This is a genomic window from Amycolatopsis sp. AA4 (assembly GCF_002796545.1).
Classification (GTDB): Bacteria; Actinomycetota; Actinomycetes; order Mycobacteriales; family Pseudonocardiaceae; genus Amycolatopsis.
Window position 1 is genome coordinate 5,440,808 of the sequence record NZ_CP024894.1, and the last position, 23,450, is coordinate 5,464,257.

Here is a 23,450-nt window from a genome sequence, read left to right on the forward strand (position 1 = left end):
GAGGTGTCCTGGTGCAGACGCAGAAGGATCACGTCGAGGCGTATTCGTTCCTGATCGGGCGGATGACGTCGGCGCTGGTGCTCGGCGACGCGAGCCACCTCGACGTGCCCGCCCGGCGGGCCTGGGTCGGGCTGCTGGTCGGGCTCGTGCTCGGTCTGCTGATCGCGGTCGGGTTCTTCGTGTACGGGCTGATCGCGCACCACACCGGCGCGGCTCCGGCCGTCGGCCGCCGAGTCTGAGAAGGAGGCAGCCATGGAGCTTTCGCTGATCCGGCGCGGCGACCGCGCTCTGGAGAAGAAGACCGTGGGCAACGCGCTGGTCGTGCATCTCGCCGAGGGGATGACCGGCGAGGCGCAGTCGCTCGCGCTCGGCGTCGCGGCCGATCCCGAGCACGACCTGGTGGTCGTGGACCTGCCGGTGGACTCGCCGATCGCGATGTGGGAATCGGTGGCCAGGGCGCTCCCCCGGCGCCGCCGCGGGGTGCGGCTGGTGATCGGCGGGCGTTCGCGCGAGACCACCGCGCTGGCCGGGCAGTGGCTGGCCGAGCGGATCAACCGCCCGGTGCTCGCGCCGGACGGTTCGGTGATCCCGAGCGCGGGCGGCGCGTTGTTCGTCCACGCCGGGCGCGGCGGCGGCTGGGTGCGCTTCCGTCCCGGCCGCCCGCCGGCCTGGGAGGCGAAGCGGTTTCCGCGCCCGGCCTGGGATTCCGGGATCGCCGCCGAGCTGACCCCGACGAGTTCGCGGGGCGTCGCCGAGCCTCTCCCGGGCGGTCTGTGGGTCCGCCCGGTCGGTTTCGACGCTCCCCAGCGGCACCACCGCACGGCGTTGATCTCGCGGATGCCCGCGCAGCACGACACCATGACGATCGTGCTGGGCTGCCCCGGCTGCCCGCCGCTGGCGTTGGACGACGCGGCCCGGCTGTGGGTCCAGCTGCCGGAGAAGGTGCGGGCCAAGGCGCGGTTCGTGCAGTACGGCCCGATGTCGGTGCCCGGCGAGGTCGCGATCGGACAGGCGCTGGCCGATCTGCTCGGCAAGCCGGTCGCGTTCTACGCGGGCGTGCCGGTCGGTTCGCCGCAGCTGCCGACCCTGCGGACTGTACGGTACGACGGGCGGCTCGGCTGGCGTCCGTTCACCACGGAACTCGGCTACGAACCGCGCACGGGCGACGAAACGCCGTTGCCCGAACTGCTTTCGCACCGTCCGCCGATCCACGGGCTCGACCAGGTCTCTCCCGCGGTGTACTGGTATTCGCCGGACGCGGTGGTCGAGGTCGTGCAGTCGGGCCTGCTGGTGCGTCCGCCGCAGGACGGTCCCTCGTCGGCCGCGGTCCGGGAGATCAGCCTCGACGCCGCGGTGCACAATCTGACTTTCGACGCGGCGGACGAGGGCTCGGCGTCGCGGATGCGGTTGCTGGCGGAGGATTTGCTGGCGCGACTGGACGAGGAGACGCGGCGGATGAGCCGGGTGCTGCCCGCTGCCGCGCTGCTGGCGGAGCGGGCGCGGCCGCGGGTGGCGGCGCGGGCGTTGGACGCGATCGAATCCGGGCATCCGGCGCCGGTGGCGGCCGCGGCTCCTCCGGCGGCGTATCTCCCTGCGGCTCCGGCGGCGTTGGGGATTGCCGCGCCGACGGAGGTTCCCGGGGCAATCGCTGCTCCCGTCGCTGCTCCTGCTCCCGTTGCCGCTCCTGTCGCTGCGCCCGTTGATGCTCCGGTCGCCGAGCCGGTTGCTGCTCCGGTGAAGACCGAAACCCCGGCCGCTCCCTCGGCCAAGGTCGCCGCGCCTCCTCGGGCGGCGAAGCCGATCTCGCACCTCGCTCCGGCTGAGGTCGCCCCGGCCAAGCCGGTGGAACCGCCGGTCGCCGCCGCGGCTCCGGTCCAGGACCGGCCGAAGCCCGCGAAAGCCCCGGCGGAGCTGCGCTTCCAGGAAACCCCCAGCTCGGAAGCGACCGCCCTGCTGCCCAAACGCGGTGCGGACAAGGAACGCCAGTGGCTGCGCAAATCGCTCGGCGCGGAATACGGCCTGATGTCGAACACCGTCGCGCGGATCCTGTCCGAGCACCCGGGGTTCCAAGGCGTGCTGTCGATCTCGTCTTCGGCCGAGGTGCTGACCGACGCGGTGGCCGTGCAGCTTTACCTGTCCCCCAAGGGATCCACCATCGACGCCGGACTGCGGCGCGGCGCGAACGGCCCGCACGTCCCGGTCGCCCGGTGCGTCGTGGCCGGACTGAGCAGGCTGCCCTCGCACCGCGGTCCGGCGACCTTCGCCGCCGAGCTGCCGCCGTCCGCGTGGCCGCTGCTCGACGGGCGCAAAGTACTGACCGAATGGGGTTTCCTCAACGCGCTGACCCGGCCTTCGTCCACTGTGGACGGAGAAACGGACGTGCTGGTGTGGTCGATCACCGGACGGCGCACCAAATTGCTGGAACCGAACGAGGGCGGTGTCGAAAACCGGGTGCTGTTCGTGCCGGGGACCAGTTTCAAGGTGCTGGAAACCCGTAAGCCGGCCGCGGGCGAGCGCGGCGCGGTGCTGCTGCGGGAGCTGACCGCGAGCGAGATCGACGAGACCGGGCGGGTCGCGAACGACCGGGCGTCGCTGGACGAGCTGGCCGTGAACTCGCTCCGGCAGACGCTGCAGACGTGGGCGGAAGCGGGCGAGGACCTGGTCCGGGCCGTGATGGACGAGCAGGCGGCGGAGCGGTTCGGGGCGCTCCCGGGCCTGGCGTGAGTGCGGAGAGGCGGAGACGATGAACCGACAGCTGCTCGTGGTCGGCGGCGACCGGCCGGGTGCCTTCGGGACCATCGGCGCGGCGCTGGCGCAGGCGCGGCCGGGGGCGACGATCAGCGTGCATCCGGGCCGGTACGAGGAAAACCTCGTGGTGGACCGGATGGTGTCGCTGGTGGCCGAACCCGGCACGGTGGAGATCGTGGCGAACACCGGGAGCGTGCTCGTCGCGAACGCCGAGGCGGTGCAGCTCAGCGGTTTCGTCCTGACCGGCCTCGACGACCAGTTGGTCACAGTGGACGTCGTCCGCGGCGAGGCAGCGCTCGACGGCTGCCGACTGTCCGGCACTTCCTGGGCGACGCTGCTGGCCCGGCTGGAGGGCTCGCTCGCGCTGCGGGGCTGCACGGTGACCAGCACCGGCGGTGCCGGGGTCGTGGTCGCCTCGCCGGTGCAATCGGCCATTGAGGACACTGAGATCGTCGATGCCGCGTCGTCCGGCGTGGTGGTGGCCGAGACGGGATCGGTGCTGCTGCGCCGCTGCGTGGTGCGGGGCGCGGCGGGCAACGGGGTGTGCGTCAACGGTGAAGCGGGCGCGATTGTCGAGCAGTGCGAGATTGTCGGCGCGCAGAAACCGGCGATGGTCGTGGAACAGCAAGGACGCGCGACGATCACCGGGTTGACCGTGCGGGACAGCGCGAACGTCGACCTGTACGTGACCAGCAAAGGCCGGGTTTCGGTGGCGTCGTCGCAGTTCCGGTCGGCGCCGATGCAGGCCGCGCATATCGCGGCGTCTGCCGAGCCGTTGCTCCGCGACTGCGTCTTCGCCGGGGCGGGCGCGAACGCGGTGCAGGCGACCGGAACCTCCGCGCCGCAGTTCGTGGACTGCACGTTTGAAGGCTCGCCGGTCACGATCCTGGTGGACGACCAAGCGCGGCCGCGGTTCGAACGCGCGACCGTGCGGGGTTCGACGCACACCGCGATGTCGGTCAGCGCGGACTCGGCGGTGTCGGTCGGCGGGCTGCGGATGACGCCGGACAGCGGGGTCGGGATAGTCCTTTCCGGACAGTCCACCTTGGACCTCGCGGACGCCTCCATTGGGGCCGGACGGGAAAGCGGAGTGCAGGTCACCGAGGCCGCCCGGTTGACCGTGACCGATCTCCGGGTCGATTCGACGGCCGACCAGGCGGTTTCGTTCGCGGCTAACGCGGCGTCGTCGGCGAAGTCGGTGCAGGTGCGCGGCGGCGGTTTGCACCTTTCCGGGACTGTGGAAATCTCCTTGCAGGACTGCGAGATCATTGATTCCCCGGGTGACGGAATCACCGTGGGTTCGCCGCTGACCGCTTCCCGCTGCCGGGTGCGCAATGCGCGAGGAAGCGGCGTGTACGTCGCTGCGCGGGCGTCCTTTACCGAATGCGAAATCCTCGGAGCGGGCGGGGACGGCTTCCACGTGGAAACGACTGAGCCGGTCAGCATCCGCGATTGCGTGGTCAACGACGCCTCGGGCGAACTCGTCAGCGGGGAGCACGCGGACGTGGACCGCTTGAGCACCGACTCCGCTCGTTCGGCCGAGCCGGTGTCCCCCGCGCCGCCGGGCGAGTTCGCTGAGCAGACCGTGAGCGAGGCCGCCGGGGAGGTGCTCGAAGGCCCGCTGGGCGAACTGGAGGCGCTGGTCGGGCTCGCCGGGGTAAAAAAAGAAGTCACCGGCCTGATCAACCTGATCAAGATGTCGCAGATGCGCGAGCGGATGGGCCTGCCGATGCCGCCGATGTCGCGGCATCTGGTGTTCGCGGGCCCGCCCGGCACCGGCAAGACGACCGTCGCCCGGCTGTACGGCACGGTGCTCGCCGAACTCGGCATCCTGTCGAAGGGGCACATGATCGAGGTCGCCCGCCAGGACCTGGTCGGCCAGTACATCGGGTCGACCGCGATCAAGACGACCGAGGTCGTGGAAAAGGCCGTCGGCGGGGTGCTGTTCATCGACGAGGCGTACACGCTGAGCGCGCCGACCGGCGGTTCCGGCCCCGACTTCGGGCAGGAGGCCATCGACGCGCTGATGAAGATCATGGAGGACCAGCGGGATTCGCTGGTGGTGATCGTCGCGGGCTATTCCGAGCAGATGGAACAGTTCCTGCAGTCGAACCCCGGCCTCGCGTCGCGGTTCACGCGCACCATCGAATTCCCGAACTACAGCGTCGACGAACTCGTCACCATCACGACCGGGCTGACGCGCAAGCATTACTACGAAATGACCGACGACGCGCTGGCCGCGCTGCGCGAGTATTTCGAGCGGGTGCCGAAGAATTCGACGTTCGGCAACGGTCGCGTCGCGCGCAAGCTGTTCGAGGCGATGGTGAACAACCAGGCGTCGCGGCTGGCCTTGTATCCGCCGTCCAAAGACATCGAACTGAACCGCCTCACCGCCGACGATCTTCAGGCCGAACTGGCGCAACTGCCTTCTGCCGCGAAGTCAACGGTTTCGGTCACCGCCGATCCGGCCGCCGCGGTTTCGACCAGCACGGGCTGGAAACGGCTCAGCGGGCTGGTCGGGCAGAAATCGGTGCGAGAGAACGCCGAACGACTGCTGCTCAAACTCGGCCGCCTCACTCACGAACGGCAACCACTGGGCCACCAGGCCAATCTGGTGATCACCGGCAAACGCGGCACCGGACGGTCGGAGTACGCGAGACTGTACGCGCAAATCCTCTCCGAATTCCGCATGGCCCCGATGGGACAGCTCGTGCACCGTCACCTCGCCGAAGAACTGTCGCCGCAATGGCCCGGCCAAGCCGAACACCTCGTCCGGGCGGCAGTGGAAGACGCTTCCGGCGGCACGCTGGTCGTCGACCTGGACGGCGAATGGGACACCTCGCCGCACACTCCCGGCATCGAAGCCTTGGAAGCACTGTCCGAAATGATCGCCCGCCGTCCGGCCGACCCGGTCGTGGTGTTCACCGGAGAAAGCGACCGCGTCGGCGAATTGCTCGCCCAATTGCCCACCCTGCGCGACGCCTTCCCGTACGGCTGGCAACTCGGCGAGTACACAGTGGACGAACTGGCCGAGATCGCCGTGCGGCTGCTGGTCCGCCGCGGCCACGAGGTCCCCGACGACGTCCGCGACGCACTCGCCCACGAGCTGTCCGCCGCCGCCGACCACACCGCCTACGCCGCGCACGAACTCGCCCGCACGCTGTCGGCCGCCGCCGCGTCCCGCACCCTCGCCGCCGCCGACCTGCGCGGCATCCGCCCGCCCGACACCGGTGCCATGGCCCTCGGGCCCGGCCTGGCCTCGGTCGGCTGACCCCTCGGGAGGAGACCATGAGTTCGCACTACGAAAAGATGCTCGAGGACGCGATGGCGGCCTACCAGCATCAACGCGACCATTTCGACCAAACCCGCCAGGACGTCGAAGCCACCGCCAGCACAGTCACTTCCGCCCGCCGCGAGGTCGCCGCGACCGTCAGCCGCACCGGCGAATTGACCGAACTTTCCTTCCCCACCAGCGCTTACAAACGCATGGCCCCCGCGGAGCTGGCGTCGGTGATCGTGCAAACGATCTCCGCCGCCCGGCAGAAATCGATAGCCGCGGCCGCGGAAATGCTGGCCCCCATGCTGCCGCCGGGCATCGCCGCGCAGGACTTGATGAGCGGAAAAGTGGACGTCAACGCCCTCTTCTCGGCGCGAGTGCCGGGATTCGACGAAGGGAACCTGCCGTGACCGACCAGTTTTTCGTCGACGCCGACGGTCTAGACGGCGGCCGCGACGGTTTCGACGGCAAAAGCGCCGAACTTCGCACGCTGGCCCAGCGGGTGCAGAGCCTGGCGAACCCCGGCCGGATCCAGGACGCGGCCGGAAACGACAAGAACGGCAACGAATTCTCGAAAACGCACATCCAGTCGGCCGCGGAGATCTACGACGGGATCAACGCGTGGGCCTTGGCGGTGGAAGCGACCCGCGACGCGATCAGCGACATGGCGACGTCCTTCCGCGAGGCCGACCAGGGCGCGTACGACGGGTCGAACGCCCTGTTCAAGAACTTCACCGACCTGAACGAAAAGGTCCGCAAGGCCGATCCCGGCGACTCCTCCGACGCGCCGACCGAGGACCAGTACGCCGTCCGCGTCCGCGCGCGCATTGCGGACCACGGGACGGAACCCCTGCCCGGCGAGGAACCCCGCTTCCGGCACCTCTCGATCGGACGCCCGGTCCAGCACGAACTGGACGAGCGGGAAGGCGAGGTCACCCCGCTGGAACCGGCGAGGCTCTTCGTCCGTTCGGAAAAGCCGGTGCACGCGGCCGAGGAGACCCCCGGGACGTGGCTGGCTTCCGCGGGGCGGGCACCCGCGAAATCGATCCCCGCCGAACCGGCGATCCCCCCGGAAGAACCCCTTTCCTGATTTCCCGCCCGAGGAGGTGCCCCCGCGATGAGTCTCATGGTGGACCCCAGCCTGAACTGGGTGTTCTACATCATCGCGGGTGACGCCTGGCCGCAGGGAGACGAGGACAAAGCCCGCGAACTGGCCGCCGAATGGGATCAGGTCGCGCAGGAGATTTCCGCCGCCGGAACGGGTTTCAGCCAGCTGGCGGAACAAGTGGTCTCCAACGTGGGCGGCGAGGTGGCGACCAATTTCGCCGACTACGCCAACAAACTCAGCACCATGGGCGCCGGTTTCTCCTACCGGGCCCAGCAGCAAGCCGCCGCCCTGCGCGAGTACGCGCTGAATGTCGAAAACGCGAAATACGGCATTCTCATTTCCATCGCGGTCACCGCCGCGGACCTGATCTGGGCGATGACAAACCCGTTCACCGCCCCGCTGATCCCGGGAATCTGGGCAGCCGGGCGGACCGCGGTGATGCAGATCGAACGCTCGCTGATGTCGCGCCTGATGAGCCTGCTCTCGCGGGTCGCGCGCGAGGCCGCGCAGGAGGCCGCGGAAGAAGCGGCCGAGGAAATGCTGGCCGAGTTCATCCAGATCGCGCAAGGCAACCGGGACGGCTTCGACTGGAAGCAGATCGGCCAGAACGCGGCCTTGGGCGCCATCGGCGGAACGTTCGCCGCCGGCGCCCACAGCGGTCTGGGCAAGTGGGGCCACAACGTCTTCGGCGCGGCGGGGGTGGAAGCGGCCACCGAGGTAGTCGTAGGCCTAGCCGGCGCGGGTCTGTTCGGCGGCGACCTGGACAGCCTGGGCTGGGGCGCCCTGAACGGCGGCCTGAGCGGCGCCGCCACCCACGGCGCCCACCGCGCAGGACAAAACCTGCACAACAAACTCACCGGCGGCGGTGCTGACGGTGGCAGCGGAGGGAAGGGCCCGAACGATCCGGGCGGCAAGGGAGGGACCGGGAATATCAAGGTAGACCCGGTCAACGGGCCGAATGCCCCCGGCGGGTCTGGCGGGTCTGGCGGGTCTGGCGGGTCTGGCGGTACTCGCGGTTCCGGCCCTGGTGATTCGAACGGCTCCGGCAACTCTGGTCACAGCGGCAACAGTGCCGGTGGTTCCGGCCCCAACGGCAACGGCTCCAGCGGCTCCAGCAACTCTGGTCACAACGGCAACAGTGCCGGTGGCTCCAACGGTTCCGGCTCTAGCGGCAACAGCTCCAACGGCCCCGCCAACGCTGGCCCCAACGGCAACGGCTCTGGCAACAACGCCCCGCACGGCGACGGCCAGAACAACGCCCCCTCGCCAGGCCACAACCAGGGTCCGACGAACGACCCCACCGGCGGCTCGGCGAGCAGTTCGAACTCCGTCGGCGGCCCGAGCAACTCGACGAACGGCGGCACCGGAAGCAACTCCCACTCGACGAACGGAAATGCGACAACCGGAAACCCGAACTCCGCTACCAACTCGACGTCCACGAGCGGCTCCGCAAGCAACCCGCCCCCCACAGGAAGCCCGAACTCCAACCCGAACGCGGCCAACAACTCCAACTCCCCCGGCCCCAACTCCACGAACAACCCGGCTTCCCCGAGCGGTCCCAACTCGGCGAACCACCCCAACCCCGCGGACAGCTCAGGCTCGGCAACGCCGTCCAACTCCGCGAACACACCCAGCGGCAACTCCCACCCCGTCACGAGCAACACCCCCACGAACGACTCGGAAGGCAATCTCGTTCAAGGCGCGCCCGGCAGCACGCCTCCCCACGGCGAAAACCACAACGGGACCTACCTGTCCGGCAGCCAGAACTCCACGAACAGCACCGGCCCCGCCGCAACTGCCGGAAACCAGAGCACCAACCCGAACTCGAACCCGGGCACGAGCGCCACCCCGCCGTCCGGCACGACCACTCACCCGGAATCCACCCCCGCCAACCAAGGCGGGAACGGGACCGACCACGACGCCACCCCGCCCGCGTCCGCACCAGACCCGGGCGAGACCGGCGACCCCGCTTCACCGCCGTCCACGCCCGACTCGGTCAAGACCGGAAACCCCGCCCCGCCCCCGTCCACACCCGACTCGGTCAACGCCGAAAACCCCACTCCACCGCCGTCCACACCGGACTCAGTCAAGACCGACAACCCCGCCCCACCGCCGTCCACACCGGACTCAGTCAAGACCGGCAACCCCGCCCCGCCCCCGTCCGCGCCCGACGCGGTCAAAACCGGCAACCCGGCCCCATCCGCACCGGACTCGGTCAAGGCTGGAAATCCTGCCCCGCCGCCGTCCGCGCACGATTCCGTCGGGTCTCGAGACGCGACCCCACCCCTCTCGCGACCGGACTCCGGCACGACCGGAAACCCACCGGCCAATCCCGACCTCACCAGCACGAACGGCCGTCCCTCACTGGTCGGCCACCCCGTCTCGCCACCCACGCCCCAGCACGACACCGGTCTCCCCGGCTTCGGCGGTCACCAGAACGCGGCACCGCACCCCGCCACGGACCCTGTCCCGGTGAACGGCCCCGCAAACCCAGTTGCTCACTCCAACCCCGAGACCGCCCCCAGCCCCTCCGGCCACGCCACCCCGGGCCCCGCGACCAACGCTTCGCCGAACCCGTCGCTCAGCCCGAACGTCACCCCGTCTCCGAACCCGTCCACTGACCGCGCCTCCGGGGTAAACCCCTCCCCAGACTCCGTCCGCACCCCTGGCCCCACCACCGGCCCCAATTCCCCCGCCTCCACCGACCCGAAGCCGGTACCTCCGCCGACGTCAACCAGCGTCAAAGGCATCGACTCGACCCCGAGCCCCGCCCCGAAGACCACCGTCGACGGCCCGTCCCCCGCCACCCCAGGCCCGAGCCCCGCCCAGACCGCGGTGCCCCATCCCGGCTCGACGACCGGCAGTCCGACCCCGACTGCCGATCCGACCCCGGGCACCCACCCGAATCCGGTGAGCACCCCCGACTCGGACACCAAACCCGGCCCGAACCCGGCCGTTGCTCCGGATCTGGCCTCCAAATCCGGCCCGAGCACCCAGCCCAACCCGGAGTCGGTCGTCAAGCCCGCTTCACCGCCGGAGTCAGCCACCCACCCGACCCCAACACCGAACCCAGTCGCGCACTCGTCCTCGGCAGCCGAGCTCACCCCAACGCCCAGGTCTGCGAGCACCCCGAGCCCGGCTGCCAAGTCCGCCACCCCAACTCCGGACACCAGGCCCACACCAACGCCCAGCCCCGCCACCAACCCGAACCCAGCTGTCAAACCCGCCCCGACACCGAACCCAGTCACCAACCCGAACCCGGACACCACACCACCGCCGAAGCCGAACACGGATCCGGCCAGCCCGAAGCCCGCCGCCGAGCCGACTTCGGGCAGTCCCACCCCTCAGTTGCCCAAGAACGGATCAGCGCCGTCCCCGGCCAAGCCGATCGGCACCGAGCCCACCCCCGCCCCGCGCTCCCGCGACGACGCTGTTTCGCACCGGGACAACCCGACCGACGCGTCGAGGAAATCCGTCCCAGCGGCGAACCGCCAGAGCAGCACGCCCGCGGCCGCCGCCGCGAAGCCCGGGAAACCAACCACCGTAGCGAATCCCCCGCAGCGTGACGCCCACGCCCCGGTGCCCGACAAGCCGGTTTCCGGCCCCGACTCCTCGGGCCGCAACCTGCACACTCCCGTCGCAGCCCCCAAGAAGCCAGCTGCCGCAGCGAACCCACAGAGCGGCAAACCCCCCGCTCCCGAAAAGCCGAACCCGCAGAGCGACAACCCCATCGCCGCACCCAAAAAGCCAGCTACCCCAGCGAACCCGCAGAGCAGCAACCTCCACACCCCCATCGCGGCGCCCAAGAAGCCAGCCGCCCCGGCAAAGCCCCAAAGCAGCCTCCACACCCCAGTCGCGGCACCGAAAAAGCCCGCCACCGGGCCTGGACCGAACGTCGGCAAGCAGCCGCCCGTCACCGGCGGCAAGGGGGACTTCGCTCAGCACCTCAAGAACTTCAAAGTCACCGTCGTGCACGAAACCGGGATCATCGGCGACCTCGGCACCCGCAACGAAGGCAATCACGACAGCATTGGCGTAGTAGCCACCGTCGCCGCGACTCCGAACGACGATCTCCAAGCCATCGCGGAAAAGTACGCGACCGGGTTCACCGGCAACTCCGCCGACGGACGGTTCGCCCTCGTCATCGGGCTCAACGGAACACCGGGCACAGAACAAGCCATCACGCAGAAAATCCAGCACTTCCAGAATACCTGGAACAACCGCTTCCCGGTAGCGGTAATCGGGTTCACCTGGAAACACCCGAGCAACCCCGTCATCGACCAGAAGACCATCCCGTACGGCGGGATCCGCGAAACGATCGTCCGGAATCCGGTCACCGAGAAGCTCACGGAGCAGATCCGCGACAACGGCGGCGACAACGAGGTCTACCTGCACACGGGGGACGCCGACGTCCATTCGCTCGACACCCCCAGCGGGCCGCTGTTCGACGCGGTCAACACCGCGGTCCGGCAGAATCCCGAAGGTCCGCCGGAGGTGGTCAGCGGCGGTTACCAGGTCCGGCCCGGGGACGGGGACCTCGCGAACCGCGCCGCGCAACTGGATCTTGATGTTCGACAGGCATTGGCTGGGGTCGATTCCCGGGCGGTTTATTTTCCGGAGCCGAACACGTTCATCCGGATGCAGGGCAACAAGCTCGAAAACGACGCGACGTTCGGCACCAAGAACCCGAACACGGGCCACTTCGATTATGGGGCGAAGGAAGGCCAGGGGCTGGTCGATTCGGTCCTGTCGCAACGCAACCCGAGCTGGCAATACAGCGACCACCCGGCGGCCATCGCGAAATTCTCGTCCGAGCTCGCCATTCAGACCGACGGATCGCGCATCGCGGGCAAACTCGGCACCGATCCGAACGGCATCACCGCGCTGACGCAGAGTCACGCCAACGAAACGACCTGGTCCGACCAGATCGGCCATTATCTCGGAAATCACACGACTCTCGACCCGAATCTGGCGAAGATCGCCGCGAAAGCCGCGTTCGACGGGATCACGCCGGGCGGGCCAATGCCGAAACGGCCGGAGGTGTTTTCCGAGGTTGTCGCGAATTTGCCCAAGAACGAGCGGACTTCGCTGGTCAAGGGCATGAAGGAGAACGTCGACGACGGCAAGAAGCTCGCCGATCTGACACTCGCCACCCGGCAAGCGCTGGTCGACAACCTCAGCGGCAACCGTCCCGCGACTAGCCACACTCCGGCCGCTGCGCCGAAGAACGCGGCACCGGCGAATCCGCAGCCAAAACCGGAGAAGAGCCTCCCGGGGCCGAATGAATGGCACGGGCGTCGCGACACTGCACCGGTCACGCGCTTTTCCTCGGAGCGGTTCGACCCGATCAAGAAGATCGCCGAGCAGTTCACCGGCAACCGCGCGGGACTCAAGGGCGGGCAGCTCGCCGGCGCGATGGCGCACATCCGCTTCGACGTGCGCCGGTTCGAGATCGCGCCCGGCCAGTGGGTGCGCGAGCACACCATTCCGATCGACCTGACCTCGCACTCCGGCTCGGTCTCGCCCGCGCAGCGGGAACAGTTCGTCCAGAACCTGCAGGCCCACCTCGACGACTGGGTCAACCAGTCCTCCCGGCTGCCCGGCGGCGACCAGCTGCACGTCCGCCTCGACGTCCGCGTCGCCGACGACCTCCACCCCGACGACACCGGCTGGCAGGCCGACCCCGGCCGCCGGGTCCCGGTGAACCTGCACGAATCCACTGTGGACCCGGACACTCCGGACACGAACCAGCTCAACTGGGACGTCCACGACTCGCCTTTCGGCGTCACGCACGAGCTGATGCACTTCCTCGGCCTCGGCGACGGCTACCGCAACGACGAAATGCTCTTCAACCGCGACGACCAGCCCGGCGTGACGGGCCCGGACGCCTGGCACGATTCGCGGCTCAACCAGGGCAATCTCGCCCAGATCGAGCAGGTCTCGAACACCGCGAACATCCGCGACCACCACCTCGGCGACTCCCCCGCGCCGACCCCGCCACCGCGCCTCGACAACCCCCGCCCCGAGCCGGGGCCGGACAGCAAGCCGAACCTGCACACTCCGATCAAGGCCCCGCAGGACGCGAAGCAGCCCGGCAGCAGCCAGGACGCCCACGTCGAGCCCGGGCCAGACACCAAGCCAACCCCGCACAACCCCACCACAGGCGCGCAGGACCCCAAGCAGCCCGGCAGCACCCAAGACGCCCACGTCCAGTCCGAGCCAAGCACCAAGCCAAACCCGCACACCCCAACCACAACCTCGCAGGGCGCCAAGCAGCCCGGCTCCAGTCAGACATCTCACCAAAGCCCCAGGCACGAACACGACGGCGAACCGACCCCGCAAGCCCCCACCAGGTCCCAGCAGGACGCCGTCCTCGTAGCGGACGAGCAAACCGACAAGGAACCCGAAGAAGCACCCGACACCCGCCCCCTCGCCGACCGCCTGCCGGAGTTCGTCCGCAACGGCACCGCGCTCGGCTCCGTGGTCCCGGTCGACGTGCGCGGGGCCAAGGACGTCGGCACGAGCATCGAAAACCTCATCCACCGCCTCAACCCGAAGCAGCAGAACCCGCCCCGGACGCACGGCATCGACGCGATCACCGATTCCCTGTCCGGCCCCGAGTTCGAATCCTTCCTGGGCGACGGCCGCAAGCAGATGGTGCGCGCCGGCGAGAAGTGGTACGAGGTGCACGTCACCGCGGAACCCGACTTCGGGGCGGTCACCGCCGACCAGATCGCCAAACTCCCGCAGCCGACCATCGGCGACGTCAAGAACGAGGTCAAAACCACCCACGCCAGCCCGAACACCGACACCACCGCGAAGGTCGTCGGCAGCTCGTACTTCGCCCTCTTCCCGGCCGGTCCGTACGCGTCCGTCGGCGGCACCGCGCAACTCGCCAGCCCCTCTGCGGAGCACACCGGCACCACGACCGGCACCGAGCAGCGCGTGATCCGCACGGCGGGCGACATGCAGCGGGCCGATGCTCCGGTGACCTACCGGATCACGGTGCGCAACGAAACCGGCGGACTGGTCGGTTCCACTGTGGACGGCCAAGTCGGACTGGTTCTCTCCACCGACCTCGCCAACCTCAAGCAGGAAAAGACGGTCGGCGCCGAAAAACCGAAACCGGACTGGGCAAAGAAGATCGAATTCCTCTCCCCCGAGGCGGTCGACTTCGACGAGAACGCGCTCTTCGACCAGGTAAGCAAAAAACTCCATCCGTCGGTGACGAAATTCGGTGCCCCGGGCCGCACCGCACTGCGGGAATTCCTCAGTCGCGGCGGCGTCCGCAGCATGCTCGGCAGCGCGATGCAGGGCAGTCCGGCCGTATCGAACGACCTGCTCAGCCCGCACGGAGCCCACCGGGACGCGGTACAACTCTCGGCACGGCCGACCAAGGTCGAATACCTCGGCACGATCCCCGGAGACAGCGAACTGCGGTTCAACGACTCCTCGGTGAACGGCGGAAGCACCACCGTTTCGTCCAAATACGGCGGCGAGGTAAATGCGATCTTCGGCGGCGGATCCTATGTGCCCGGCGCGGTCGGCGGCGTCGGCGGGGTCAGCGGCAGCTATTCCCGGAAGGTCAACCAACAGTCCACAAGCGGCACCAGCTTCACCAACAAGTCCACAGTGAACGCGAAGGGCGACATCGGGCTGTACAAGGTGACCGTCGACCTCCAGGTCACCACCTCGAACGGGGAAACGACCAACGTCCAGGCCACTTCGTACACGCGCATGGGCCTGCCCGAGGCGAAGGCCCAGGGACTCCCGGTTCCGAAAAACACTCCGGCAAAGTTCAAGGACGTCGGCGCGCGCTACGAACCGCCGTATCTCGCTGCGGCCATGGCGGCCGGTACGGCCCGGCCCGGATCGTTCGAACCGGCGACCCGGGTCCAGCCACAGATCGAGAACGCGTTGCGGAACCTGCCGGGCGCGGACACATTCCTGCCCCGCTGGGACAAATTCCAAAGCGACGACCACGGTTCCAGCCGGGACATCGCCGAGCAGTTCGCGAACCTGCGGAAGATCACGTCCACGTTCTCGGTCGCCTCGCTTCGGGGCAAAATGGACAGTCTGTTCACCCAAGGCGTTTCAGCGCAACTGAAGCGGCGAGGACTGTTCACCGACGAGTACCTCAACGTCACGGTGAAAGCGAAGCCCGGTCCTGGTCGGCACCTCGGTCAAGCAGACGGCCGCTCCGTCAAGAACAGCAACGAAACCAGCCCCTCGCTCACCAGCGCGACCACCACCGAACGAGGCTGGACGGTCGGCGTCGAAGGCCGCGTGATCGTTCCGGCCGCCACCGCGGTCGCGAACCTCGGCATCAGCCCGACCGTCAACCCGCTGCAGTACTCGGACAACCGGACCTGGAAAAACTCCGGCGGCCCGACGGTCACGACGACGACCGGAAAGGGCGGACGCCCGGATTCGCAGGTCTTCGAGCACGACGTCGAATTCGAGGTCGAGATCACCAGCTACACCCGCCACCGGCCGTGGGTGCGGCGGCTGACGCCCGGATCGCCGTTCCGGGTCACGCCGAAGGTGTCCACAGTGGCCAAAACCGGCGACCCCGGCCTGCCGAAAATCAGCGGCAAAGTCGACTTGTGGCTCAACGACGGGGCCGCGCTCACTAAGGATCCGACCGAATTCACGCCGGGCAAGCCGGGCGTCGTCGCGATGGCGCCGAACGACACCCCGAGCATCGACGACCTGCTGACCCAGCAGCAGAACCAGCCGACGCCGAAGTTCCTGCACGTGGAAGCGTTTGCCAACACCGAGGCTCTGCGGGACGAGGCGCTGCGCCAGCTTCAGCGCGCGGCTGGCGGCGATGCCGTGCTCGGCCTGCCGGGCAGCGAAGCGCGCGCCCGCGTGGACCGGATGTTCTCGCCGGAGAACTTCCGCGGCCTCACGCCGAAGCTGCTCAAGCAGGGCGGGACGGCGAACGGATTCCGTTACGATCGCCGAGTCGCGGACCGGGTCGGCGGCCTCGGCATGGGCATTTCGCTGAGCAATCCGAAGCTCGTCGCGGTCTCCGAAACCGGCGGCGGCGACCGGACGTATTCCGGCGGCTCGAAGGCCAGTTACGAAGGCACGCACAAGCAATCCGTCGAAGCCAACGTGCAGCTCGGCCTCACCGTGCGGCCGACCGGCAGCGACGCGCACGGTCAGGGCCAGCTTTTCGGCACCGCGAAATGGAGCCCGTGGCAGCGCAGCTCCGGTTCGTCCCACGAGATCACCGCGAGCATCGACCACACCAACCGGTCCTCTTCGGACAGTCGCACGGTGCTGGTCCAATACGACTCGAACGTCCGGCTGATCGCGGAGAGCCGCCAGGAAGGCCTGGTCAACGGGTCGATTTCGCGAGCGGGCGCGGACGTCCGGCTGCCGGGTTCGGTCTTCGTGTCGATGACCGAGGACGAGGCTCGCGCGGAGGGGCTGCTTCCGCCGGTCGAGCCGCGAACCCCGGCGCCGGGCAAGCTTTCGGCGCCGCCGCTGGTCGGCGGCAAGTCCAGTTCGCTCGGTTCAGCGGTGCTGGAAGACGCTCCCAACCTGACGAAGCTGGTGCAGGACGCTCGGCAGCAGCTCGGCAAGCTCGGCGACAGGCTGCTGCCGAAATCCGTGCTGAACGATTCGATGAACAACCTTCAGCGAACGCTCGACACCGCCTCTCCGGAAGCAGTCACGTCCCTGGTGGACAGTGCGCTCGACGGTGGTGTGTCCCTGGTTGCCCAAGACCCCGGCGTGCTCTGGACCGACAATTACCAGATACTGCTCAAAGCGAAGATTCTCGACACGCAATTCCTGGGGGTGAAGCACGACGGCAGCGAGGTCGACCACGTCGTCAACGCGACCCAGACGGACAAGAAGAATTCCGGCCGCGGTTCGTCCTACGGCGGACAGGTCCGCGGGGCCGGCCGCGGTCTGTTCCAGGACAGCCAGGCCAAGGTCAGCGGTTACGACGGCGCGTACCTAGGTGCTTCCGGGACCCGCGCGAAGAGCGACCAGACCGTCGAGAACCAGACGACGACCACGGCGCTGACCTCGTCCTCGAGCGGCCCGTCGGCGCGGTACCAGCACCAGGTCCAGTTCGAACTGGTCGTCGCCCGGGACGGGCGCACCTACCCGGTCGCTTCGCAGGAGGCGACCGTGACGTCGCGGTCCTCTGCGGACGACCTCAAGATCTCCGGCGACGAGCAGTACCACACCAAACTGTACGGATCGCGGACGACCGAACTCAGCGCCGCGGAGTCCACTCCGGACCGTCTCTCAGCTTGGCAGCAGGAAGGTTTCGGTCCGCTGCCGAAGTCTTCGACCGTCGAAGGAATCCGCGGTGCCGCGGACGTGCGCGCTGCCGCGATCCGCGCGTTGCGTTTGGCAGGCGCGGGCAACGGACTCACCGGACCTGGCACCGGCGCGCACAACACGCTTTCGGCCGCGATCACCAACGAGACGCTGCAAGCGCATCTCCCGAACATGGTCGGCAAACCGTTCGCGACCCCGGATCTGCATTCGTCCGCGGTCACCGGGAGCAGCCACGCCTCGGTGACCGTGTACACCCGCGTGGTGAAACCGGATCTGGCCGGACTGAGCGATTCGGTCAAATTGGAGCGCTCGGACCAAACCGGGTCCACATTCACCGGCGAGGCCAAGGAAACGATCACCGGTGAGCTGCAGGGCAATATCGGGAACGGCGGCATCACCGATCCGGGCCGCGACGCGCATTCCTGGGGCGGGCTCGACGTCCGCGGCCCGATCGGCCGGAGCGATCCGACGTCCAGCACCGCCGCGGCGCAACGGTCCGTCGTCGGCAAGGACAAGGGCCGGACCGGACTGGTCGGGTTCGACGTCGAGTACCGGATCGTCGCCAAGGTCGACGGCAAGACCGCGGCGGTCGAGGTGCGGGTGCCGCAGTCCTCGCGGACGCGGATGAGCGAAACGGACCTGGAGCAGTCGCTCGGCCAACCGTTGCCGGCCAAGCTCGTTTCGGCACAGGACACCGTGAAGAAAGCCGCCGAGAATTGGCGCACCGCGGAGGAAGAGCTCGAAAAGGCACAGCGCGATTTCGATGACGCGTGGCTGTCCGAAAACGACAATGTGCGCACCACGACCGACGGTGCACGCGGGCTGCAGCTCCCGGTCGACGGCGACCCGGTGCAGCAAATGCGGCAAGCGGTGCAGACGGCGCAGAATGAAGCTCGCGATGCGGGGCAGGCGCTGCGCACGGGCAACGACGAGATCGCTCGGCTCAACGAGCTCGACGAACAGCTTCTTTCGCTAGCACTCAGCGAGGAACCCGGTTCTGTCGAGCAGAGCGATTTGGTCGCGAAGGCCTGGGACACGCAACGGCAGGTCCAGCAAATCCGCAACGAGCAGGCCGAACTGGTCCAGCAGCGGCAGGCCGCGCAGGACCGTGCCGCGCAGATCCTCGCCGTGCTGGACGAATACCGCAACAACCACACCGATCACACCGCGCGCCAGGACGACGCGGCCAACCGGATCCAGGAGGCCCGCGAGAAGGCCGACGAGGCTTTGCGGAACTGGTGGCAGGCCAAGTCCGAAGTGGACCGCCAGATCAACGCGCACACCTGGCCGCGTCCGCCGGAGAACACCCCGGAACAGCACCGCGAAGGGACCGTCGAAGCGAACGACACGGTGTCCGGCTGGGACGCCGACACCGATCGGCCCTACAGTTTCGCCCCTTCCGAGATCCAGGTCCGCCAGATCACCGACGGTTCCGGCCGGGTTCGCGCCGTCTCGTTCCTTCCAGCGAACGAGCACACCGAAAGCGTCGAACGGGACTGGGTCGCCACCAATTCCGGCACGGTCAGCACGCTTCCGGAAGGCGCGACACCGGAGAAGTTCGACCCGCTTCTCAAGCAGGCCAACGATACTGGAGCAAAGCCCGAACTTTCCGGACGCCGGTTCGGTGAATGGGCGGACAAGGCCGCGGCGCCGTGGGACGACGATTCCCTCTTCGTCTTCGCCCACGGACGCGAGCAGTCGGTCAAGGTGACTCTGCTCGGCGGACAGACCGTGCGGGTCAACGGCGACACGTTCGCCCGGATCGTCGCCCAAGCCGCGCCGCTGGCCCAAACCCATTCCGTCACGCTGATCGCGTGCAGCACCGGCCAGACCGCCGGCCCGGGCGGCCTCGCCCACGACTTCCAGCGCGCACTCGGCGAACTCGGCGGACCGTCCACAGTGCACGCCCCGACCAAGCCCGCGTTGTTCGGCCGGGGTTCGGCGACGCTGGGCAAGGCGATCGGCGCGACGGCTGGCTTCACCGCGGTCACCGACGGCGGTCATTTCCGTACCTTCGGCGATCCTTCGCCACAGTCCACGAGGGAGCCGACCGAGGAAACGCACTACTCCACCCCGGAAGATCTGGTGGCCGATCTGCGCCGGACCGCGGTCAACGGCCCGGTGCCCGCGCCGCTGCTCGGACCGGACCTGTTCGGCCTCTACCGCGCCCCGGAACCGCCGGATTTCCTGCGCGGACACGACTTCCGCACCCTCACCGCCGGACAGGGCATCAGCTTCCTGGACCTGCTCGACCTCACCAAGGGGTACCAGCTCAGCCGGGAACACTTCGATCCCGCCAACCTCGACGACAACCGCGAATGGACCCTGGAGAAGGAGCGGCCGGACGACCGGCTGTCCGCTTGGGCTCCCGGCGATGTCGAACCGCTCGCCAAAACCACCTCGACCCCGCTGCTGATGCACGCGATCTGGCTGGGCGGCCCGCTCAAGGACGCCGGCACCATGCACGCGTTCCGCCGCAATTTCGGCGACGCGGCGGACCGGCTCGGCGACGGAATCGTGCCCGTGCTGTGGACGGACGTGCCGCGCTGGCAAACCGAATTGGCGCTGACCACCGCCGCGCCGGAAGAAGGCCCGGACCCGCTGCACGACGTTCGCGACATGCTGCGCTGGGCAAGCGAGCACCGCGTCCAGCTGATCAATGTGGACGAGGTGTTCACCAGCGAGCATCCCATGCGGACACAGGAGTTCTACCTGTCCGAACTGGCCAAGCAAACCGGTCCGGGGTTCGCCGCGGCGAGCGACATCCTGCGGCTGGAGCTGATGCACCGGTTCGGCGGGCTCTACACCGACGGCGACAACGTCGTGCACGCCCTCGACGACGTCGTCCGCGCCGCCGAATCTGACGCTGGCTACGCGGTGCACCGGGTCGGCGGGAACATCGCGAATTCGGCGTTCACCATGTCGAAAGGACATCCGTTCGCCGCATCCTATTTGGACCAGCTGCGGGACAACTACGGGCAGACGCAAGCGAATCTGATGCCGCGCGAAGTCGACTCGCTCGGCCAGAATTTCTTCGCCACGCCGATGGGCCGCGTGCACCGGCAGTCGGTGATGTACCGCTCGGGTCCGGTCGCGATGACCGAAACGGCGCGCCGGATCGGCCTGAACTCCGCGCTCGAACTGCCGGGCATGACGGAGATCCGGATGAACAGCGACCACAGCTGGCTCCTGCCGCCGCAGGGAGATCCGGCCCCGCTGTCCGGCCGGTTCGAAACGCTGGAGCTGACCCAGCGCGTGATCCAAACGCTGGTCCGCGGCCTGCACAACCGCGACGGCGACCTGCATTTGACCGCGGTCGAGCCCGCCGTGCGCCGGCACGCCGAGCCGGACCTGGTATGGCAGGCGGCGTTGTCGTATATCTCAGCCGATCCGGAGCTGTCCGCGCTCGTGCGGACCGTGACCGACCGCAGCAGCTACACCGGCAAGGCGCACGACGTTCCGCTGCCGCCCGCCGCCCGTGCGCTGCTGACCATCGACGACAGCCGCGTGCATTACCACCTCGGTGAAGTCCAGCGCGCCGCCACCATGCACGCCGCCGACGCCGTCCTGGTCGCCGATACGCCGCTGGAGAACTTGATCGAGACGCTGCGTTCGACTGACGGTCCGGTCCCGCCGATCGAGGTCACCGGAACAGGGCCGGACGGGCGGGCGAACGCCACCGCCGCGGCGCGCCAGCTGGCCGGGAACCTCGCTGACGCGTTGGGTGCCGACGTGCTCGACCGCGTCCCGGTGAAGATCCGGGTGTCCGAAGGAGACGGACCGGTCCAGATCTCGTTCCGTCCCGCGCCAAGGGTGTTCCGCGGATTGGACGACGGTCCCGCGCCCGCGACACCTCGGCCCTGGGTGCACAACGGCCGCCCGGTCGGGGTGCACTATTCACCGTCCGATGTGTCCGTCTCTCCTGGACCGTCCTATCTGACCACCGATCCGGCAGCGGTCCGTGCGTTCACCGCGGAGTTGCGCACCAACGGCAGCGACCTTCCCGCCGACGCGGTCACCGTCCGGCTGTCGGCCGCCGAACACCCGACCGCGGACTACCTGCTCGACGGTACGGACCTGCTGCTCGAAGAGCTGGTGCGCACCGCGACGCACCGCTGGTGGTTCCGCCCGGTCCCGCCAGCCGGGCCGATCGCGCTGGGCGACCGGGACGGCACCGCCAAACTGCTCGGCTGGGTCCTCGCGGAACTCGGCCGCGGCGCCTCGGCCGCTTCCCTCGCCGAGGACGTCGCCCGGCACGAACGACCGGACCTGATCTGGACCGCGGCCCAGGAACTCGTCGCACTGTCTCCCCTCCGGTCTGCTCTCACCGAACAGCACGCCGCCCTGCACCTGCACGGCGTGCCCGACACCTTGCGGGGCAAGCCGAACGCCTCCGCAGTGCTCTCCGACCTGGCCGAAGCGACCCGCGACGGGGCCGACGTCGCCCGGATCGCCGAGGCCGTCGAGGTCCTGGACCGCCACGGCGCCCTCGACGCGGTTCTGAGCGTTCCAGGCGGCCGAGCGTTGCTGCTCGAAGAAATCGCCCGGATCGGCGACCGCCCGAACCCCGACCGTTACGCCCGGGACCTTGCCGCCACCGTCCAGAAGCTGACCGAGACGGACGCGGGCGCGTTCCGCACCGCACTGCGCGCCGCCCTCGACGGCCCAGGAACCCGACCGACGTTCCACCGGCTGAGCGTCGTCGGACTCGGCTGGCTGGACCGGTGGCACACGGCCGCGGCCATCCGCCGGTACCAGGCCGAGGAACGCGCCGCGTCCGCCCGCCAAGCCGCCGAACTGGCTGAGCTGGCAGAACTGGCCGCATCGGCGGAAGGAAGCCCCCGCGATGACTGAACGAAACCCGGTAAATTCGCCGGACACGAAGAAGGGACCAGCGATGTCCGAGGACCAGTGGGTGCTGCTGGTCGACCCGGCGTGGCATCCGGAGTCGACGGCCGACGGCGCCGAGGTCCCGAGCCCGCCGCCGCAGGCCGTGGTCGGCGGCTGGCTCGCGCGCGCGGACGGGTCCGTCAGCCGCTTCGAACCCAACCCGTCCTACGAACCGGCCGCGGAGGACTCCCCGACCGACCCGCTGGACGCCGTGCTCCGCCTGAGCGCCCGCGACGAGGCGGATTTCGACCAACTGGCCGCCGTCTTCCGCGAATCGGCCTTCGCCGTGGCCGTCGACACCGACAAAGCCCCGCTCATCGCGCCGTCGCCGGACAACATCCCGTGTCTGCTCGTCACGACCGCCCCGGCACACCGCCGCCGGGTCCGCGCGGCTGGCTGGCGCCCGGCCGGTCCCGTCGACCTGGTCCGCCTCCTCAACGAGTACGACGGCGTCGATCTGTTGCTCAACCCCGGAGCGCCGGGATGCCTCCGGCTGCTGGCCGACAGCGTCGAGGAAATCATGCGCTGACCAGCACCTCAGCGATCCAGTCGGCCATGTAGTCGGTGCCCAGCGACATGTTGCCGATCTGGCAGTGCTGCTCCCCGCCCTCGTCCGCGGTGAACCGGCGCAGTTCCCAGCGCGCACTGTTCACGCACCCCTCGTACGTGGACCACGCGTCGGAGACCGGGATCTGCTGGTCTTCCTCGCCGTGCGTGATCAGGATCGGCTGGGTGATCCGGTCCAGGATTCCGCGCAGGTGGAAGTCGCGCGTCGCCTCGACGCACTCCTCGATCGAACTCGTCCCGAACACCCACATCAGATGGTTGACCAGGTGCGGCACCGACGGCTGCGCGCCGCTCCCGGCGACCCGGTTGCGCAGGCGGGCGGCGAAGTCGTAGTTCGCTCCCCAGCAGACCCCGAGCTTGAACCGCGGCTCGAAGGCGAGCGCCCGGGCGGCGTGGTGTCCGCTGCGGGGGCCCGGCTGGCCCCCGAATGAGTCCTGTCATGAGGGCTCGCGTGCAGGGTCGGCTGGAACCGCCGGTCGGTGTTGATTCAGGCGCACCCAGGCCGCAAAAACCCCGACTCGCAGCCGCACTGCGCCCGGCTGACCGCTGACCAGT

Annotated in this window: 12 protein-coding genes; 7 read left to right on the plus strand and 5 right to left on the minus strand. The window is 69.0% G+C overall.

From position 1 onward, the window contains the following. The first annotated feature begins 11 nt into the window (after positions 1 to 11). The 5 genes from CU254_RS25190 to CU254_RS43780 are packed head-to-tail and all read left to right on the plus strand — an operon-like array spanning position 12 to position 7,115. Complete coding sequence (locus tag CU254_RS25190) at positions 12 to 239, plus strand: type VII secretion protein EccB (protein ID WP_009080590.1); 228 nt, start codon at positions 12 to 14, stop codon at positions 237 to 239. Between the two features lie 13 nt (positions 240 to 252). After that, a complete protein-coding gene (locus CU254_RS25195; RefSeq protein WP_100266873.1) occupies positions 253 to 2,724 on the plus strand; it encodes a hypothetical protein in 2,472 nt (823 codons plus the stop codon). A 19-nt stretch (positions 2,725 to 2,743) separates the two neighbouring features. Beyond that, positions 2,744 to 6,019, plus strand: a complete 3,276-nt coding sequence (locus CU254_RS25200) for a right-handed parallel beta-helix repeat-containing protein (RefSeq protein ID WP_009080592.1) — start codon at positions 2,744 to 2,746, stop codon at positions 6,017 to 6,019. A gap of 17 nt (positions 6,020 to 6,036) precedes the next feature. Continuing rightward, positions 6,037 to 6,435: a YbaB/EbfC family nucleoid-associated protein gene (locus CU254_RS25205; RefSeq protein ID WP_009080593.1), complete on the plus strand. Its 399-nt coding sequence runs from the start codon at positions 6,037 to 6,039 to the stop codon at positions 6,433 to 6,435. After that, positions 6,432 to 7,115: a hypothetical protein gene (locus tag CU254_RS43780; protein ID WP_009080595.1), complete on the plus strand. Its 684-nt coding sequence runs from the start codon at positions 6,432 to 6,434 to the stop codon at positions 7,113 to 7,115. Before CU254_RS25205 ends, CU254_RS43780 begins: the two co-directional genes overlap by 4 nt. A gap of 278 nt (positions 7,116 to 7,393) precedes the next feature. Here CU254_RS43780 and CU254_RS25215 read toward each other — a convergent pair whose 3' ends face one another. The 4 genes from CU254_RS25215 to CU254_RS43200 form a co-directional block, all read right to left on the minus strand. Next, on the minus strand, positions 7,394 to 7,759 hold the full coding sequence (locus CU254_RS25215; protein WP_037714763.1) for a hypothetical protein: 366 nt from the start codon (positions 7,757 to 7,759) through the stop codon (positions 7,394 to 7,396). A gap of 498 nt (positions 7,760 to 8,257) precedes the next feature. Next, complete coding sequence (locus CU254_RS25220; protein ID WP_037714766.1) at positions 8,258 to 8,803, minus strand: hypothetical protein; 546 nt, start codon at positions 8,801 to 8,803, stop codon at positions 8,258 to 8,260. Between the two features lie 828 nt (positions 8,804 to 9,631). Then, a complete protein-coding gene (locus tag CU254_RS43195) occupies positions 9,632 to 10,153 on the minus strand; it encodes a hypothetical protein (RefSeq protein WP_158688077.1) in 522 nt (173 codons plus the stop codon). 324 nt (positions 10,154 to 10,477) lie between these two features. Beyond that, positions 10,478 to 10,675 carry a hypothetical protein gene (locus CU254_RS43200; protein ID WP_158688078.1) on the minus strand — a complete coding sequence of 66 codons (198 nt, stop codon included), beginning with the start codon at positions 10,673 to 10,675 and terminating at the stop codon, positions 10,478 to 10,480. A 427-nt stretch (positions 10,676 to 11,102) separates the two neighbouring features. Here CU254_RS43200 and CU254_RS25240 point away from each other — a divergent pair, with 427 nt between their 5' ends. Together CU254_RS25240 and CU254_RS25245 are read left to right on the plus strand one after the other, a co-directional pair. Then, a complete protein-coding gene (locus CU254_RS25240; protein WP_037714777.1) occupies positions 11,103 to 22,292 on the plus strand; it encodes a TcdA/TcdB catalytic glycosyltransferase domain-containing protein in 11,190 nt (3,729 codons plus the stop codon). After that, complete coding sequence (locus CU254_RS25245; RefSeq protein ID WP_009080599.1) at positions 22,285 to 22,857, plus strand: type VII secretion system-associated protein; 573 nt, start codon at positions 22,285 to 22,287, stop codon at positions 22,855 to 22,857. The genes CU254_RS25240 and CU254_RS25245 overlap by 8 nt, the downstream gene beginning before the upstream one ends. Here CU254_RS25245 and CU254_RS25250 read toward each other — a convergent pair. Next, on the minus strand, positions 22,847 to 23,170 hold the full coding sequence (locus CU254_RS25250) for a S9 family peptidase (RefSeq protein ID WP_009080600.1): 324 nt from the start codon (positions 23,168 to 23,170) through the stop codon (positions 22,847 to 22,849). The genes CU254_RS25245 and CU254_RS25250 overlap by 11 nt on opposite strands. Positions 23,171 to 23,450 lie beyond the last annotated feature (280 nt).

What these genes read in the sequence shown, in the direction of transcription:
- CU254_RS25195 (WP_100266873.1), top strand. Translation starts at nt 253, where the DNA reads ATGGAGCTTTCGCTGATCCGGCGCGGCGACCGCGCTCTGGAGAAGAAG.
- CU254_RS25200 (WP_009080592.1), top strand. Translation starts at nt 2,744, where the DNA reads ATGAACCGACAGCTGCTCGTGGTCGGCGGCGACCGGCCGGGTGCCTTC.
- CU254_RS25205 (WP_009080593.1), top strand. Translation starts at nt 6,037, where the DNA reads ATGAGTTCGCACTACGAAAAGATGCTCGAGGACGCGATGGCGGCCTAC.
- CU254_RS25215 (WP_037714763.1), bottom strand. Translation starts at nt 7,759, where the DNA reads ATGGCGCCCAAGGCCGCGTTCTGGCCGATCTGCTTCCAGTCGAAGCCG.
- CU254_RS25245 (WP_009080599.1), top strand. Translation starts at nt 22,285, where the DNA reads ATGACTGAACGAAACCCGGTAAATTCGCCGGACACGAAGAAGGGACCA.